General features: G+C 29.2%; 13 protein-coding genes. 5 read left to right on the top strand and 8 right to left on the bottom strand.

The annotated features are described in order from the left end of the window. Nucleotides 1–118: 118 nt before the first annotated feature. The 6 genes from CAMP5121_RS06465 to CAMP5121_RS06440 form a co-directional block, all read right to left on the bottom strand. Nucleotides 119–1,141 (bottom strand): ribonucleotide-diphosphate reductase subunit beta, encoded by a 1,023-nt coding sequence (locus CAMP5121_RS06465; RefSeq protein WP_263664043.1) that lies wholly within the window; start codon nt 1,139–1,141, stop codon nt 119–121. Continuing rightward, on the bottom strand, nt 1,138–1,554 hold the full coding sequence (locus tag CAMP5121_RS06460) for an RDD family protein (RefSeq protein ID WP_263664044.1): 417 nt from the start codon (nt 1,552–1,554) through the stop codon (nt 1,138–1,140). The genes CAMP5121_RS06465 and CAMP5121_RS06460 overlap by 4 nt, the downstream gene beginning before the upstream one ends. After that, nucleotides 1,554–2,162 (bottom strand): orotate phosphoribosyltransferase, encoded by a 609-nt coding sequence (pyrE, locus tag CAMP5121_RS06455; protein WP_337215132.1) that lies wholly within the window; start codon nt 2,160–2,162, stop codon nt 1,554–1,556. The genes CAMP5121_RS06460 and pyrE overlap by 1 nt, the downstream gene beginning before the upstream one ends. A 2-nt stretch (nt 2,163–2,164) precedes the next feature. Further along, the gene (gene frr / locus CAMP5121_RS06450; RefSeq protein ID WP_039668941.1) at nt 2,165–2,722 is read right to left on the bottom strand and encodes a ribosome recycling factor; all 558 of its coding nucleotides are present in this window, start codon (nt 2,720–2,722) and stop codon (nt 2,165–2,167) included. Between the two features lie 12 nt (nt 2,723–2,734). Beyond that, on the bottom strand, nt 2,735–3,079 hold the full coding sequence (gene secG, locus CAMP5121_RS06445) for a preprotein translocase subunit SecG (protein WP_133319019.1): 345 nt from the start codon (nt 3,077–3,079) through the stop codon (nt 2,735–2,737). A gap of 102 nt (nt 3,080–3,181) precedes the next feature. Beyond that, on the bottom strand, nt 3,182–3,883 hold the full coding sequence (locus CAMP5121_RS06440; protein WP_337215131.1) for a Bax inhibitor-1/YccA family protein: 702 nt from the start codon (nt 3,881–3,883) through the stop codon (nt 3,182–3,184). Nucleotides 3,884–4,043: 160 nt separating this feature from the next. On the opposite strand from CAMP5121_RS06440, the gene CAMP5121_RS06435 reads away from it, so the two are divergent. Then, the gene (locus CAMP5121_RS06435) at nt 4,044–4,682 is read left to right on the top strand and encodes a carbonic anhydrase (protein WP_337215130.1); all 639 of its coding nucleotides are present in this window, start codon (nt 4,044–4,046) and stop codon (nt 4,680–4,682) included. After that, on the top strand, nt 4,679–6,550 hold the full coding sequence (locus CAMP5121_RS06430; RefSeq protein WP_337215129.1) for a mechanosensitive ion channel family protein: 1,872 nt from the start codon (nt 4,679–4,681) through the stop codon (nt 6,548–6,550). Before CAMP5121_RS06435 ends, CAMP5121_RS06430 begins: the two co-directional genes overlap by 4 nt. Here CAMP5121_RS06430 and CAMP5121_RS06425 read toward each other — a convergent pair. Next, on the bottom strand, nt 6,547–6,861 hold the full coding sequence (locus CAMP5121_RS06425) for a hypothetical protein (protein WP_263664049.1): 315 nt from the start codon (nt 6,859–6,861) through the stop codon (nt 6,547–6,549). The two genes, CAMP5121_RS06430 and CAMP5121_RS06425, sit on opposite strands and share 4 nt — an antisense overlap. Before the next feature lie 31 nt (nt 6,862–6,892). Continuing rightward, entirely contained in the window at nt 6,893–7,255 is a 363-nt protein-coding gene (locus CAMP5121_RS06420; protein WP_263664050.1) for a hypothetical protein, read from the bottom strand. 100 nt (nt 7,256–7,355) lie between these two features. Between CAMP5121_RS06420 and CAMP5121_RS06415 the strand changes: the two genes are divergently transcribed. The 3 genes from CAMP5121_RS06415 to CAMP5121_RS06405 all read left to right on the top strand — a co-directional run. Beyond that, complete coding sequence (locus CAMP5121_RS06415; RefSeq protein ID WP_337215128.1) at nt 7,356–12,641, top strand: MG2 domain-containing protein; 5,286 nt, start codon at nt 7,356–7,358, stop codon at nt 12,639–12,641. Continuing rightward, a complete protein-coding gene (pbpC, locus tag CAMP5121_RS06410) occupies nt 12,638–14,842 on the top strand; it encodes a penicillin-binding protein 1C (protein WP_337215127.1) in 2,205 nt (734 codons plus the stop codon). The genes CAMP5121_RS06415 and pbpC overlap by 4 nt, the downstream gene beginning before the upstream one ends. 194 nt (nt 14,843–15,036) lie before the next feature. Beyond that, the coding region (locus CAMP5121_RS06405) for a PDC sensor domain-containing protein (RefSeq protein ID WP_337215126.1) at nt 15,037–16,754 on the top strand (1,718 nt) is incomplete at its 3' end.

Raw genomic sequence — 16,754 nt, 5'->3', positions numbered from 1 at the left:
CCCTTTGAAATAAAATAAAAACCGCCGATTTTACTATATTAGAATAAATAAAAATAAAATATTAAACTGAAAAAGAGATTTGATTTAAAAAGTATAAAAAAATGAGTAGTTTTGAGACTTAGAAGTCATCAAAACTTAAGCTTCCTTTGGAGTAATTTGTAACCTTGCTTTCAAAGAAATTACTCTTTTGATCATTAAATTTAGAAAAATCATCTACCCATTTAATAGGATGTTTTGCATTATAGATTTTATCAAGATTAATTGCAATTAGTCTTTGATCAACAAGATAATGAATATATTCTTCTATAATATCATCTGTAAAGCCCATGATTTGATTTTGAGTGATGTATTTACCCCATTTAATTTCAAGTTCACCTGCTTTTTTAAACATATCATAGATTTTATTTACATTGGTATCATTAAACAAATCAGGTCTTTCTTTGCGCACAGAATTAATCATATTTTGAAATAATAGCAAATGTGTAATCTCATCTCTTTGTATAAAGCGTATCATTTGTGCTGATCCTAGCATTTTCCCTGCGCGCGCTAAAGCATAAATAGCAGTAAAACCACTATAAAAATACACTCCTTCTAAGATTTGATTTGCTACCATTGCAAGTAAGAGTTTGTTATCATCTACTTCGCCAGCTAATTCTTCATAAATGCTTGAAATGAAATCATTTTTTTCTCTTAAAGTTTCATCATGTTTTTCCATTTCATAAATTAAGTCTGTATTTTCACAGATTGCTTCAACCATTACTGCATAAGATTTTGAGTGATTTGCTTCTTCATAAGCTTGTCTTGCTAAAACTGCATTGATTTCAGGTGCTGTGATGTAAGGATTAATATTATCAGCAAGGTTGTTTGTTTGAAAACTATCCATTGAGATAAGTTGAGACCAAACTAAATCATACATTCTTTTTTCTGCTACGGTTAGATTACAGCGATAATCAAGTGCATCTTTGGTTGTATCTACTTCTTTTGGAAACCAAGTATTTGCCTCCATTAAATCCCAAAGCTTTAAAGCCCAAGTGTATTTTGCTTTAGTAAAATTTAAAATCCCATGAGGATTACCATTAAATACTTTTCTATCATTTAAAGTTTCATTTGATTTTGGATTATAAATTCTTTTTCTATTCATTTTTCTACCTTTGTGACAATAACACTTTGGCTTAAAATATCATGCAAAGCCAAAGTATCTTTTCTTAAAAAACTTACCAAAAACCCAATCAATAAACCAAAACTTACGATAAAAATTATATAGCGTAAGAGTATTCTAAAAAAATTAAGTTTTTGGCCATTTTTAAGATCAATTAAATATAAATCATAAGCTTTAAGTCCAGGACTTTGAGCTTTTTTTGCTAAAAATAAGGCCTGTATAAGCCCAAAAAGCAAAGAACATAAAAAAATTATAAGTTGATTGTTTAAAAAAGCTTCTTTAGAGCCAAGTGTAAAATAAAATAAATATAAAACAGGCACATAAAGCAAAAATAGATCAATCAAAAAAGCTTTAAATCTTAAAAAGCGAGTAGCTATTTTTGCTTTAGTTTTCATTAGTTTCCACGACTACCAGGTTTGATAGCTTTGGTGCCTTTTTCACAAAGTGGACAAGCATTTGCTTCATAAATATCAAATTCGAAATTTCCTAGTGCAAAAAGTGGTAAATTTGCAGGTAGTTTTGCATTTTCTTTTCTAGGGTTGTTTAAATTTTTTACCGCGCAAAAACCACGATTTGCTAAAGCTGCAAAACCTACTACTTCCCCACCTAAGCTTTCGATGATTTTTGCACTCTCAAGTGCAGAACCACCTGTTGTAATAATATCTTCACAAACGATAAATTTTTCGCCTTTTTTTACTTCAAAACCACGTCTAAGACTCATCACTCCTTCTACGCGCTCAGTGAAAATAAAGCGTTTATTGCAAGCTCTAGCAAGCTCATAACCTGCTAAAATTCCACCCAAGGCAGGAGAACAAATGCTATCAAATTCAATGTTAAAGCTAGCAATAACTTTTGCAAGCTTCTCACAAAGCTCACCTGCTAGTTTTGGATTTTCTAAAACTTTAGCACTTTGAAGGTAAAACTCAGAGTGTTTCCCTGAGCTAAGCAAGAAATGCCCTTGTAGGTATGCCCCACAATCTTTATAAATTTGTTCTAAGTTCATTATCAAACCTTTAAAAGTTCTGCTTCTTTATTTTTAACTAATTCATCTACTTTTGCTGTGTAATTATCAGTTTGTTTTTGAACCTCATCATAAGCTTTTTTGGCTTCATCTTCTGAAATTGCTTTATCTTTTTCTAGTTTTTTAACCGCATCATTTGCGTCTTTTCTAATGTTTCTAATGGCTACTTTAGCCTTTTCTCCCATAGCTTTGGCATTTTTAGCATTTTCTTCTCTTTGTTCTCTTGTCATAGGTGGAAAGAATAATTTCACACTTTCGCCATCATTGTTTGGATTTACTCCTATATTTGCTGCAGCTATGGCACTTTCTATAGCTTTTAGCATTGATTTTTCCCAAGGAGTAATGCTTATGGTTGAAGCATCAGTTGCTAAAACTGTTGCTACTTGATTAAGTGGGGTTGCACTACCATAATAATCTACATGAATATGATCAAGTATGTTGATATTTACTTTACCGGTTCTTATAGTGGTAAAATCTTTTTTTAAGGCCTCTAAACTTTTATCTGATTGTTGTTTTTGCTTGGTATAAATTTCATTTAGCATGGTTTATCCTTTTTATTTGCTAGTGTTACTTTCGCTAATTGGGGCACTTGGTGCAACTGGAATGCTAGTTGTATTTGTTTCAGGTGCTTTTGGTAAAATTTGTTCTGCTTTTTCAGCAAGTGAGTTAGAGTTAGCATTATTATACATATAGCTAAGGGCAATTGTATTAGCAATAAGTAAAACACCCATTACAAAAGTAAATTTAGCTAAAAACCCCGCAGGACCCTTTGCTCCAAATAAACTTTCATTGCTTCCGCTATATGCTCCAAGTCCTATACTTGAGCTTTTTTGTAATAAAACCGCAATACAAATAATCACAACAATTGCAAATTGCAAAATAATTAAAAGAGTAGTCATGAATTTTCCTTATTGAAAATAAAATGAGTATTGTAACTTAAAAAGTTTGATAAAAACTTGAAAGAGGTAAATAAAATTTGCGAGAAAAAATCTCGCAAATTTTTATCTGCTATTAAAGCTTCTTAAAATATTAAGAAGAGAGATGAAAAGGTTGATAAAATCAAGATAAAGTGCAACTGCGCCTTCGATTGGTGTTTCATAGTTTCCTCTAATGATGTTTTGAGTATCATAAAGAATGTAAAAAGAAAATAAAATTGCACCAATACCAGAAATAGCTAAACTCACAAGTGAGCTTTGGAAAAATAGATTAATTAAAGAAGCTACTACGATAACGATTAAAGCTATAAAAAGCATTTTTCCCATCATAGTGAAATCTCTTTTTGTATTCATAGCAAATACACTTAAAGCACCAAAAGCTACTGTTGTTAAAGCAAAAGCTTGAGCGATGATGCTAGCCCCTGCAGGAAGTGCTAAAACTGAATATAAAAGTGGTGTTAAAGTAAGCCCTGAAACAAAAGTAAAGGCAAAAAGTAAAATTAAATTAAGCGGAGCTTCTCTTTTTTTCCATTGTAATGCAAACAATAAACCAATTTCAACAATAAATAAAATCCAAAAAGTTGCTTGAGATTGTGCAAATAAATGCGCTAGGGCAAAAATTCCTATGTAAGCGCCCACTGTTGCAGCTAATAATGAAGCAGCAAAAAGCTGATAAGTTTGTTTTATAAAAATGCTTAAATCACTTCTAGCATAACCTTCAAATTCTTGAGTTTTAGAGTTAGAATAATCTCTATCATAAAGACTCATTAAAATCCTCCAATAATTTTTAAAACCAAAATTTACAAAAAAAAGATAAATGAAAGATTAAAACTACATAAAAATATAACAAAAAATAAATTTATTGATTTGGTTTAAGTAAAAATAATTTTAGTATAATGTCTTGTTAAAATACAAAAAAGGACTATTTTTGAAAGACTTGATCGATGGTGCTTTAAAATTTATGCAAGAAGATTTTAAAGAGCATGCAGAGCTTTTTGAAAGTTTAAAAAACAAGCAAAATCCTCATACGCTTTTTATAGGTTGTGCTGATTCAAGAGTGATACCAAACTTAATCACTAATACAGGTCCAGGCGAGCTTTTTGTTGTAAGAAATATAGGCAATATCGTTCCACCTTATAGAGTCGGGGATGATTTTTTAGCAACTACTTCAGCTATTGAATATGCTTTTAATTCTTTACATATAAAAAATATTATAGTTTGCGGTCATAGTAATTGCGGAGGCTGCGCGGCTTTATATGCAAACGAAAATGATTTAAAAAATATGCCTAATGTCAAAAAATGGCTTACTTTGCTTGAGCCTATAAAAAATAATGTTTTAAAGATTGCAGGTAGTGATTTAGCTATGCGTTCTTGGATGACTGAAAAAATGAATTTGGTAAATTCTTTGCAAAATTTATTAACTTATCCAGGCGTTGAAGAAGCTTTAAATAAAAAAGAAATTGAACTCCATGCTTGGTATTACATCATAGAAACGGGTGAAATTTATGAGTATGATTTTAATTTTGAAAATTTTGTTTTAATTCAAGAGAGAGCGAGAAAACCATGAAAAAGATTTTTAGTATTATTTTGTTTTTTTTATTTGTTAATGCTTTATATGCACAAGAAAAAAACGCTTTAGAGGATAAAAATAGTATTTTTGCCCTAGTACAAAATTACATAGAGCTAAATTTACTTTTAGAAAGCTTTAAAAATAGCGATACAAATAGCAGTGAATTTCAAGATAATATTAAAGAAATAGAAAAACAAAAAGCTGCAATTTTAACTACTTTACCTTTAAAAATGGTATCTCAAAAAATTGATGATAAAGAGGCGAAAGACTTTTTGCAAACTAAAAATGCTTTGCAAAAAAGTGTTGAAAATGCTCAAGCTAAGAAAAGATATTATGATTACGTGGATAATAAAATTAAACTTTTAAATTTAACCTCTGCAGAACATTTTTACCTATGTATCTTTGAATTAGAAAAAGTTTTTATCGAAGGAGCACAAAGTCAGACTATAAGAAGCATTATTGATAAAAGTATTGATTCGCTCAAAGAAGATATGGTTTTTAATTTTACCTTAGATAAAGAAAAAATTAATGATATTACTCAGCTTAGAACCTTAGAAATCAATGAAAATAATTTAAGAAATGCTATTAAATCTTATAATGAAATTTTAGTTTATCTAAGAAACAATGCAAGCTTGCTTGAAACTAACTTTTTATTTACAGGTTTGGGTTTGCAAAATGCGATTAATTATATTAATGAACAAACTTCTATTAGTAGCGTAAATCTTGGAAAAATAGTCATTTCTATCGCTGTAATTGTCTTTTTTTATTCTTTGAAATTTTATCTAGCAAAGATTTTATATTTTATGCTTATACGCTTATTTGGAAAAAATTCAGCTAATATGGAGATAAAAACTCATTTTCTAGAAAAACTTCAAGGGCCGGTAGGTTGGTTTTTATTTGCTTATGCTATAGGAATTTGTTTTACTATTTTTTACTATCCTGCGCCTGTTGATATAAGAATTAGCAATATTTTATCTATTGCTTATGTTATTTTAACTGCTTGGCTTGTGATAAATATCTTTGATAGTTATGGCATGGTGATTGTTGCAAAGCTTGCTGAAAAAAGTGGTAAGCGTGAAGTGGTTAATTTAATCATTAAAATTTTATATTTTATCATTATAGTAATAGCTGTTTTATTTGTTTTAGCGCACTTAGGATTTAATATTTCAGCATTAATTGCGTCTTTAGGTATTGGTGGTTTGGCGGTGGCATTAGCAGCTAAGGATATTATCGCAAATTTCTTTGCTTCTGTGCTTTTACTTTTTGATAATAGTTTTAATCAAGGCGATTGGGTGGAAATTTCAGGTATAGAAGGAACCATAGTAGAAATTGGACTTAGAAAAACCACCATTAGAACTTTTGATAATTCTTTAGTATTTTTACCAAACTCAACCATCATGGGAACAAATATAAAAAATTGGAGCAAAAGAAAAATAGGACGCCATGTAAAATTATTTATCGGTGTCACTTATGATGCAAGACCTGAGCAACTTGAACAATGTGTAGAAGATATAAGATATTTATTAGCAACTAGTCCTTTGATAGCCCAAGTTGATGATAGCGCGTTAAATCATGGTGGAACGCGTGCTAGATACAGACAAAATTTAGTTTCAGTAAATGACTTAGAAGGGTATAAAAATAACACTTATGTGGCTGTGAGTGGTTTTGGTGCAAGTTCTATTGATATAGAAGTATATTTTTATACCAAAGCAGTAGATGCAGGTGGTTTTAGAGAGGCAAGACAAAGTATTTTGCTTGAGTTAATGAAAATTGTTGAAAGAAATAAACTCAGCTTTGCTTTTCCTTCGCAAAGTCTTTATATAGAAAAAATCAATAAAGAAGACAAAGAAGAGCTATTATCTTAATAAGCTCGTCTTTGATCATCGCATTCAACTATAATTTTTTCAGCGATGATAATACTTCCATTTTTACTGCCTTTAATTTTAACAAGGCTTCCTTTTTTTAAATCTTGTACATTAGCTTGTTTTTTATTGCTTCCAAAAATTCCACAACCATAAACATCAATACGTGTTTGGGGTAAAATTGTGATGATTAAATTATTGTCAAAACTTGTTTGAATGCTTATTGTGTGAGCTGTGGTATTTTTTAAGATGCCTTGAACTTTATAAGCAAATGCAAAAGTGCTAATGCAAACTAGTATAAGAAAAAAACGCATTAAAATAACTCCTTTTTAGGAGTTATTTTACTTAATAAGCTCTTTTTTTGCATTCGATTTTGATTTCTTTAGCAGTTATATTTTGAACTTGATTTGGTGTTTGTGGATTTGGTGTTGTTTGAGCATAGCCATGGAAAACTTCAGCTTCTATAAAAGTTCCTACTTTTAAATCTCTAAAAGTGCCGTATTTATCCATACCAAAAATACCACAATCATCCATATCAATTTCAGTATTTGGTAGAATTTTTACATTCATTTTTTGACCGTAAGTGGTGTCAATTAAAATGGTTTTTGCACCATCATTTACATCTACTATCACTCCATAAATTCCATCTGCATAAGCAAGACTTGAAAGACCTAAAACTGTTAATAATGTAGCGATTTTCTTTTTCATTTTTTCTCCTTTATTTTTTATGCAAGAATTATATAATTTTTTGAGTGAAGCAAGAGTGAATTTAGATATAATTTAAAAAATTTACTAAAATGAGGTATTTATGAGAGGGTTTTTACATTGTTTTTTTGCATTTTTGCTTGCAAGTTTATTGTTTGCTTGTTCTAAAAATGAAGTTAAAAGCTCTGCTATAAGAGCTTATGGTTTTAATGAAAACACGCAAAGTATTTTTATAGAGTTTAATACTAATATTATTAATCAAGAAATAGGCGTTATAAAAGAAAGAGAAATTATTGTTAATAATCAAAAGACAAAAGTAAAATATGAGCTTGAAACGCCTACAAGATTGAATATTTTTACAGCTTTAAAAGCAAATCAAGCATATGATATTTTTATGGATTTAAATGATATTTTAGCAAATGAAAAAGTGCAATTAAAAGTCCAAACTCCTTTTGAAAAACTAGATATTAAAGGATATTTTCAAAATATTTCAAATGATGAGAGTGTATTGCTTTTAAATATTCAAAGTTTTTATACTCTTAATAAAGATGAATTGTTAAAAGCTATTAAAATTACTGCACAAGAAAAAAAAATTCAAATAGATAAAATCATCATCCAAGGTGATATAGCAAGTATATATTCTAAAGCACTAAGTATCAAAAATACTAATACTAATGTAAAAGTAGTTTTTGATAAAGAAATTTTAGGTTTAGAGAAAAATATAGATTTAGAGTATATTTTGCTTGCAAAGAGCGAATTTGTTTTTCAAAATGCAAATATAGTTAATAAAAACATAGAATTGCTTTTTTCTCAAAATATTTCACAAGATCAGAATTTAAAAGAATTGATTTTTATTACCCCAGAAGTAGATTTTAAGGCATTAGCTTTTGGAAATAAAATCAAGCTTACAGGTAATTTTTCCCCAAATAAAACTTATGAAATTCAACTTGCTCAAGGGATTAAAAGTGCTGATGGAATTAGTACAAAAGAAAATTATAAAACTCAAGTAAGTTTAAAAGACTATGAGCCTGCTATAAGTTTTACAAATCAAGGGGTATTTTTATCTAGCAAAGCGAGTAAAAAAATAGCTTTTAAGAGTATGAATGTTAAAAAAGTTCGTTTGGAAGTTCATCAAGTATTTTCAAATAACTTAAGTGAATATTTAAGATATAAAAATCTTCAAGGTGCTAAAAATTTAAGCGATTATGATAGTGATATTTTTTCAGAGAGTGATTATACTAGTGAAATAGTGTTAAAAAAAGATTTTGATATAAAAAATACCAAAAATCAGTGGCAAGAAAATGAGATAGTGTTAGATGGTTTAAAAGATTTAAGCGGTGTGTTTATAGTCAAGCTTTATTTTAAAGAAGAAGATGTTGATTATGTTTTTGATGAGGGAATGGAGAGTTGGAAAAAATATAGATTTTTTAATCAAAAAGCAAAAGTAAGTAAGAACTTAATTTTTTCAGATATAGCTTTGATTGCTCAAAATTTAAATAAAAAGCTTTTTGTAGATGTGAGAGATTTTACCACGCAAAAGGCTTTAGGTGGGGTTAGGGTTGATGTTATTAGCAAAAGCAACCAAGTTTTAGCTTCTAAAATGAGTGATGATAATGGTTTGGCTGTTTTTGATGGTATTGATGAATCAAAAGCTTTATTTATCATTGCTTCAAAAGATAAACAAGCTTCTATTTTGCGCTTAAGTTTACCTTTATTATATGATGGTTTTGATGTAGATGGTTTTGATTTAACTTCTCAAAATAAAGTATTTATTTACACAGAAAGAGGGGTTTATAGATCAGGTGATGATATCCATTTAACTATGGTTGCAAGAAATGATAAAGGAGTTGTTAATCATCCTATATTTTTAAGTTTTTTTGATCCACGTAATAAAAAGCTTTTAGATAAAATCAAGCTTGAACCTTTGAGTAATGGAGCTTTTTATAAAAAGATTTCACTTGATCAACAAGCTTTAAGTGGAGTGTATTTAGCTAGGGTTGAATTTGCAAATACGATTTTTGATAAAGAAATTTTAGTACAAAATATAGTGCCAAATCGTATAAAAGTATCCATGCAAGCTCCAAAAAGTATAAAAGAAAATGAAAAATTAGATTTTAATATTAGCTCAAAATATCTTTTTGGAACACCAGCAAGTAATTTACAATATCAAGCTGATTTATTTGTAAGTAAAAAAGATTATAAAAATTCAAAATATCCAGAATATATTTTTTCAAATCCTAGTGTTTTAGTGCAAAAATATCAAGATAATTTAAAAGGCATTTTAGATGAAAGTGGCTTTGTAAAGCAAGAGTTTGCTTTAAAAGATTTTTTTAAAAATACTCCATATAATCTTGAAGCTAACATAAGGGCTAGGGTTTTTGAAAAAGGTTCAAGATCGGTTGAAGCGCTTGTGAATTCACAAGTGATATTGCATGAGTATTTTGTGGGTATTAAGCGTTTAAAAAATCACTATTTAAGCTCGGGTTCTACAATTAATTTTGAAGCTATTGTGAGTGATTTAGATGAGAATTTGATAGCAAATAGGGAGATTAAATATACTATTTATGCAAATGATTATTCTTGGTGGTGGGATTATGATAATTATGATGATTTTTTAAAATCACTCAAAAAAGATAAAAACACACAAATCATTACCCAAGGAAGTATTTTAAGTAAGGATAAACCGGTTAAAATAGAATTTGATCCCAAAGAATATCATGGTGAAATGTTCATAGAACTTGAAGATGTACAAAGTAAAACAAGCACAGGAGAGTTTTTTTATATTAGTAGTTTTGGTGCGCCAAGTAATGCTGATATAGTGAGTTCTTTAAAAATAAAAAGTGATAAAAAAGAATACAAGCCAAATGAAACAGCTTTTATAGAATTTGAAAGTGTTAAGGGTGCAAAAGCTATTGTTACTTTAAATGATAATGCAAAGGTTTTAAAACGCTTTGTGATAGATACGCATGAAGATATTACAAAGGTTGAAATTCCTATTCTTAAAGAATATATGCCAAATGTTTATGTGAGCGTGATTTTACTTCAAGATTATGATCAATATACCAACGATAGAGCCTTAAGACTTTTTGGCGTGGTGCCTTTAAATGTAGTAGATGAGCAAAGTAAAATCGAGCTTGATTTAAAAGTACCGGATAAAATCATGCCAAAACAAGATTTTGAAGTAGAAATTCAAAGTAAAAACAAGCAAAGTTATACTTATACTGTAGCTATTGTAGATGAGGGCTTGCTTGATGTGAATGCTTTTAAAACCCCAGATATTTGGGGGTATTTTTATCAAAAAACACGCTTTAACATGAGCATATATGATACCTATGATAAAATCATTGCTAAAAATATTTCTAATGCTTCTAAGGTATTAACTACGGGTGGTGATGTTTTCTTAGAAAGTAGAGCAAATAAAAGCAAAAATGATGAAAAAGCAAGACGCTTTAAACCTGTTGTATTGTTTCAAGAGCCAGTACAAAGTGATGAAAATGGTTATGCAAAATTAAAATTTAATATGCCATCATACTTAGGTTCGGTTAGAGTTATGGTAGTGGCAAGCAACTTAGCAGGTTTTGGTAGCGCTTCTAAAGATATCCAAGTTAGCGCACCTGCTGTAATGCTTGAAACTTTGCCAAGGGTTTTAAGGCCTGATGATGAGTTTAAGCTTTTGGTACAAGTATTTAAAGTAGATGATGATGTAAAAAATGCAAAACTTAAATTAAAAACAAAAAATTCACTCATAAATTTTGAAAACGATGAAATTTTAATTGACTTTGGTAATGAAAAAAGCAAAGATATTTATGTTAATGCAAAAGTAAATTCAAACAAGCTTGGAGTAGAAGAAATAGAGTTAAGTTTAAATGCAAAAGATTACACCTATACTCAAAATACGCAAATTGACATAAAAGCGCTAAATACCATTACTTATGAGGGTAAATCTTTTAAAATTCCTGCAAATACTTCTATGGAGTTTAAAATCACACAAGATTATATTAATCCAGTGGCGTTTTTAAGTGTGAGTTCTAAGCCTATTTTAAATATAAATCATAGATTAAAATACTTGCAAAATTATCCTTATGGATGTATAGAGCAAAGCACTTCAGCAGTTTTACCACAACTTTTTTTACAAAAACTTGATCAAGGGACAAATGAGCAAAAAAATATTAACAATATCAATGCATTGTTAAGTAAATACGCAAATTTTCAAACTGCTAATGGCGGCTTTGCTTATTGGCAAGGACTTAAAGATTCTGATGCTTGGGGAAGTAATTACGCGGGTATGTTTATGATTTTAGCTAAAGAAAGAGGTTATTATGTGAGTGAGGGAATGTTTAAAGCATGGCTTGATTATCAAAAACGTTATGTTTTAAAAACTCAAATAAATAAAGAAATTAGAATAAATTCTTTATATCTTTTAGCTTTAGCTAAAGAGTCAAATTTAAGCATAATGAATGCCATTTATGAAGATAGTACTTATTTGCAAAGCCTAAATAATGTAAGTCTTTGGCAACTTAGTGCAGCTTATAAATTAGCAGGTTTTGATGAGGTAGCTTTAAATATAGCTAAAAATTTAAGCACAAAGCCTGATGAAAAAGCTAATTATACTCACACCTATGGATCTTTTCTAAGAGATGAAGCTATTATTGCAAATGCGTATAAAATAATCTATGGTAAAGATAATGATGAATTATTAGATGATATTAAAAAAACTTTAGAAAGCCAAGCTTGGCTTAGTACTCAAAGCACAGGTTATGCTTTATATGCTTTGGCAAATAGTTTTAGTGATGAAAACTCTAAAACTATCAATGCAAGAGTAAAAATTAATGGTGAGGATAAAAAGCTCAATACGAGTTTTTCTAAATTTGAGTTTAATCAAGGCAGCGCTTTGATAGAAGCTAAAGAAGATACTTATGTACATTTTGGAGTAGAGGGTATTAAAAAAGGTATTGCCGAGCCTTTTGCGCAGCGTATGTATATAGAAAGAAGTTTTTATGATGAAAATGGAAATGAAATAGATGAAAGTGCTATAAAAAGTTCTCAAATTTTTTATATGAAATTAAAAATATCAAATAAAAATTATCCAGGCGCTTCTAATATAGCTTTAACTCAAATTTTACCAAGTGGATGGGAGATAGTGCATGATCTTTTAGATGATGAAACTCCTGATTTTGTGAAAAATTCTTATTATGATTTTGTCGATATAAGAGATGATAAAATCATGTATTTCTTTCCTTTATATTCTGATGAATCAAGAGAATTTTTTGTGAAATTGAGTGCTGTTACTCCAGGTGTTTATACTTTGAGCGGAGCTTATGCTGAGGCAATGTATGATAATGCTTATAAAGCTTTAAGTGAGAGCAAAAGAGTCAAAGTAGTGCAGTGAAAATCAAAATAAGCCTTGCAATATGCTTTTTAAGCCTATGTTTTTACATAGGCTTAGTTTATTTTAGTTTTGATAGCAAGGATTTATTTAAAGGCACTTATAGCAAGGTTTTACTTGATAAAAACAAAGAAATTCTTAGTGTATTTTTAGATGCTAATGAACAATGGCACTTAGAGAGTGATTTTATACCACAAAAATTAAAAAGTGCAGTTATTTTGTATGAAGATAAAAATTTTTATTCTCATTATGGAGTAGATTTTTTAGCACTTATAAGAGCTTTTATAAATAATCTTTTTTCAAGCAAAAGAAGTGGTGCAAGTACAATTTCTATGCAAACAATCAAACTTCTAGAGCAAAATAAACGTACATATTTTAATAAATTTAACGAAATCATCAAAGCTGTTGCTTTAGAAAGTGCTTATGAAAAAGATGAAATTCTAAAGCTTTATTTAAACAATGCCCCTTATGGAGGAAATTTAGTAGGTGTTGCAAGTGCGGGGTTGTTTTATTTTGAAAAAGATTTAAAAGATCTTACTTGGAGTGAAGCAGCCTTGCTTGCTGTGCTTCCTAATAATCCAGGTTTGATTAATCTTGAAAAAAACAAAGATAAACTTTTAAAAAAACGTAATGATTTGCTTGATAGGCTTTTTGAAAAGGGATATTTTTCTAAAGATATTTTAACTCTTGCAAAGGCTGAAAAACTTCCTAGTTTTAAAGCAAGAAAAAACTTAGCTCCGCATTTAGCGCGTAGACTTTTAGCGGATAAAGAAAAAATCATTTCTAGTATAGAAAAAAAAATTCAAATCAAATTTGAAGAAAAAGCCAAAGAATATTCTTATAAATTAGAGCAAAAGGGTATAAAAAATTTAGCTATATTATTAGCAGATACCAAAACAAATAAAGTTTTAGCTTATGTAGGATCTAATGATTTTTATGATTTTGCAAGTTTTGGTCAAGTTGATGGGGTGATGGCAAAGCGTAGTGTGGGTTCAACCTTAAAACCTTTGCTTTTTGCTTTTGCCATAGATGAGGGGTTTATAGTGCCTGAATCTTTAATGCTTGATGTGCCTACATTTTTTTCTAATTTTGCTCCGCAAAATGCAAATAAAAAATATCATGGTTTTATTAGCGCAAAAGAATCTTTGCAAAAATCACTTAATATCCCTTTTGTAAGCTTGCTTGCAGAATATGGGTATGAGAAGTTTTTTTATAAACTCAAAGATATTTTAGGTTTTGAAGATGAAAATTTTAAAAAATACGGACTTTCTTTGATTTTAGGTACAAAAGAATTTAGTTTAGAAGATATGGTAAAAATTTATCTGGGACTTGGAAATTATGGAAATTTTAAAGAGCTTTTGTATGAAGAAAATACATTTGTTAAAAAAGATAAAAAACTTATTAGTGATGGAGCAAGCTTTTTAACCTTACAAACCTTAAAGGATTTAGATAGAGTAGGTTTAAGACAATATGATTTTAATACTATCATCTCTTGGAAAACAGGTACAAGTTATGGTAGAAAAGATGCCTGGGCTATAGGAACTTCTCCAAAATACACTTTAGGAGTATGGGTTGGAAATTTTAATGGCGAAGCAAATGCAAATTTATATGGTGTGAGTATAGCAGGAGAATTGTTTTTTGAGCTTTTAGCTTTACTTGAGGGAGTTAATTTAGAATTTGAAAAACCTAGTGATTTGGTTACTATAAAGATAGAAAATCAAACAGGGTATAGATATGATTATAAATTTGATTTTAAAGAGGTGCTTTACCCACAAAGTGCAAATGTTTTAAGGACTTCGCCATTTTTAAAAGAAGTTTTTATGTATAAAAACAAAGAAGTTGATTCTTTAGATGAAAATTTCATCCATGCAAAGAAAAAGATTATATTAAATTTACCTTCTAATGCACAAGCTTTTTTTGCAAAAGAAAGGCAAAATTTGCAAAATTATAATCAAAATTTAAAAATTATTTATCCATTAAATAATCTTAATATCATTTTACCAAAAGATTTAAAAGGTTCACAAAAATTATTAATAAAGCTTACAAATCCTAGAAAAGAAAAGCTTTTTTGGTATTTAAATCAAGAGCTAATTTTCGAAGGTAAGGAAGAATCTTTGGCCTTAAATTTAAAAAAAGGTAAATATACTCTTAATATTATTAGCGAAAATGGACAAAGTGATTTTATAACTTTTAATATATTTTAAATATAAATGGCAAAAAATACTAACTAAAAATCAATTACAATTATCTATATTTTATAGTATTTTAGGTGTTAAAAAATAAAAGTGATTACAATTATTATAAAATAAATAAAAATAAAATAATTTTTTATATTTTTTTAATAAAAATTATTTATAATAACAAGAATATTTTACCACTTAATATCTAAGGAGAGAAAATGCGAAATTGGAGTCTTGGTGCAAAAATTGTCTTCGTGGCAATTATTACTGTTATTTTAATTTTGAGTGCTTTGTCTTTGCTTATTATTAACAGATCTACTGCTATTTTAAATACGCAGATAGAAAATACACTTACAGCTTCTGTACATCGCTATGGAAATCAAGCTGAAGCAAGTATCAAGTCTTTATTTGTAAGCGCTATTGGTACTCAAAGAACACTAAACAATCTTATTTCAGAAGGTGCTATAAACCCAAAAAGGATAGAAAATATTCTAGGGGAGGCTATTGATGCAAACCGTGATGTGGCTTATGGTTATTATTATTTGCAAGATGGTTCTGTATATAAAAATTTAGGCGTTGATACAAAATACTTTACAAATAATAATGAATTTATGATTTTGATGAAAGATAATGACGCAAATAATGCTGGCGGTATGCAAACTATAGCAGCAAGTGAAGAAATAGCTTCAACACAAGCTATTAAAAATTTAATGGGTGGTGATAAACTTTATTTTGGTGAACCAAGATGGTATAACATCCAAGGTAATAAATTTTTAGGACTTAATGTAGCTGCACCTATTGTAAATAAAGAAGGCAAGGCAATAGGTGTTGTTGGTATGCTTTATGATCTTAAACCTATTGCAGATTTTTTAAATGATCCATCAAGATCAATTTATCAAGGAGCAAGAAGGATTTTAATAGCAAGCAATGGTGTTATAGCTACACATCCAAATGCAGATTTTGTTACGAAGAAAATTACGGATGTTAATAAAAATGCAGCTCATGTGATAGAAGCTCAAAAAACTATCCATGCAGGAGCTATTGATTATATAGCAGATGATGGTAGTGAATATCATGGAGCTATAAGGGTATTTGAAGTGTGGCCAAATACTGGAATTCATTGGGCTATGTTGGCTGTTGTGCCTAATGAATCTGTGTATGCACCAATCGTAGATCTTAGAAATATCATCTTGGTAAGTTCTGTTATAGCGGTTATTTTTATCGTGATTGCAATCAGTATTTCTGTAAAAAGAATTGTTTCTATTAGAGTACAAAGACTCCAAAGTCATTTAATGAAATTTTTTAGATACCTAAATCATGAGGTTGCAACAGTAGAAGTTTTAAAACCTAGATATAATGATGAAATAGGCAAAATGGCTGGTGTGATTAATGATAATGTTCAGTATATTCAAACTTGCTTGGAAAAAGATGACATTACTGTGCAAAATATTTTAGAAGTTTCTTGTGAAATAGAAAAAGGATATTTCACTCAAAGAATAGAGGCAAATCCTGTAAATCCAAAACTTGTAGAATTAAAAGAAGTATTAAACAAAATGCTTGAGGATATGGAATTAAAAATAGGTAGGGATTTAAATGAAATAGAAAGAGTTTTTGCAAGTTTTAAAAATCTTGATTTTTCCGATAAGCTTGAAAATGCAGAAGGTGAGATAGAAAAATCACTTAATGCAGTAGGCGCAGAGATTAGAAAAATGCTTCAAGCTTCATTAAGTCAAGGTGAAATGCTTCAAACTAAAGCTGATGCTTTAAAAGAGAGTGTTTTAAAACTTAATGATGGTGCGCAAAAACAAGCCGATTCTTTACAAGAAAGTGCCGCTGCAGTTGAAGAAATGAGTGCTTCTATGAATGCAGTAGCAGCAAGAACTGAAGAGGTTATTAAGCAAAGTAGTGATATTAAAGATGTAACCGATGTTATTAG

The organism is Campylobacter sp. 2352 PW, from assembly GCF_024723575.1.
GTDB lineage: Bacteria > Campylobacterota > Campylobacteria > Campylobacterales > Campylobacteraceae > Campylobacter_D.
This window is presented reverse-complemented; position numbering and strand designations above follow the sequence as displayed.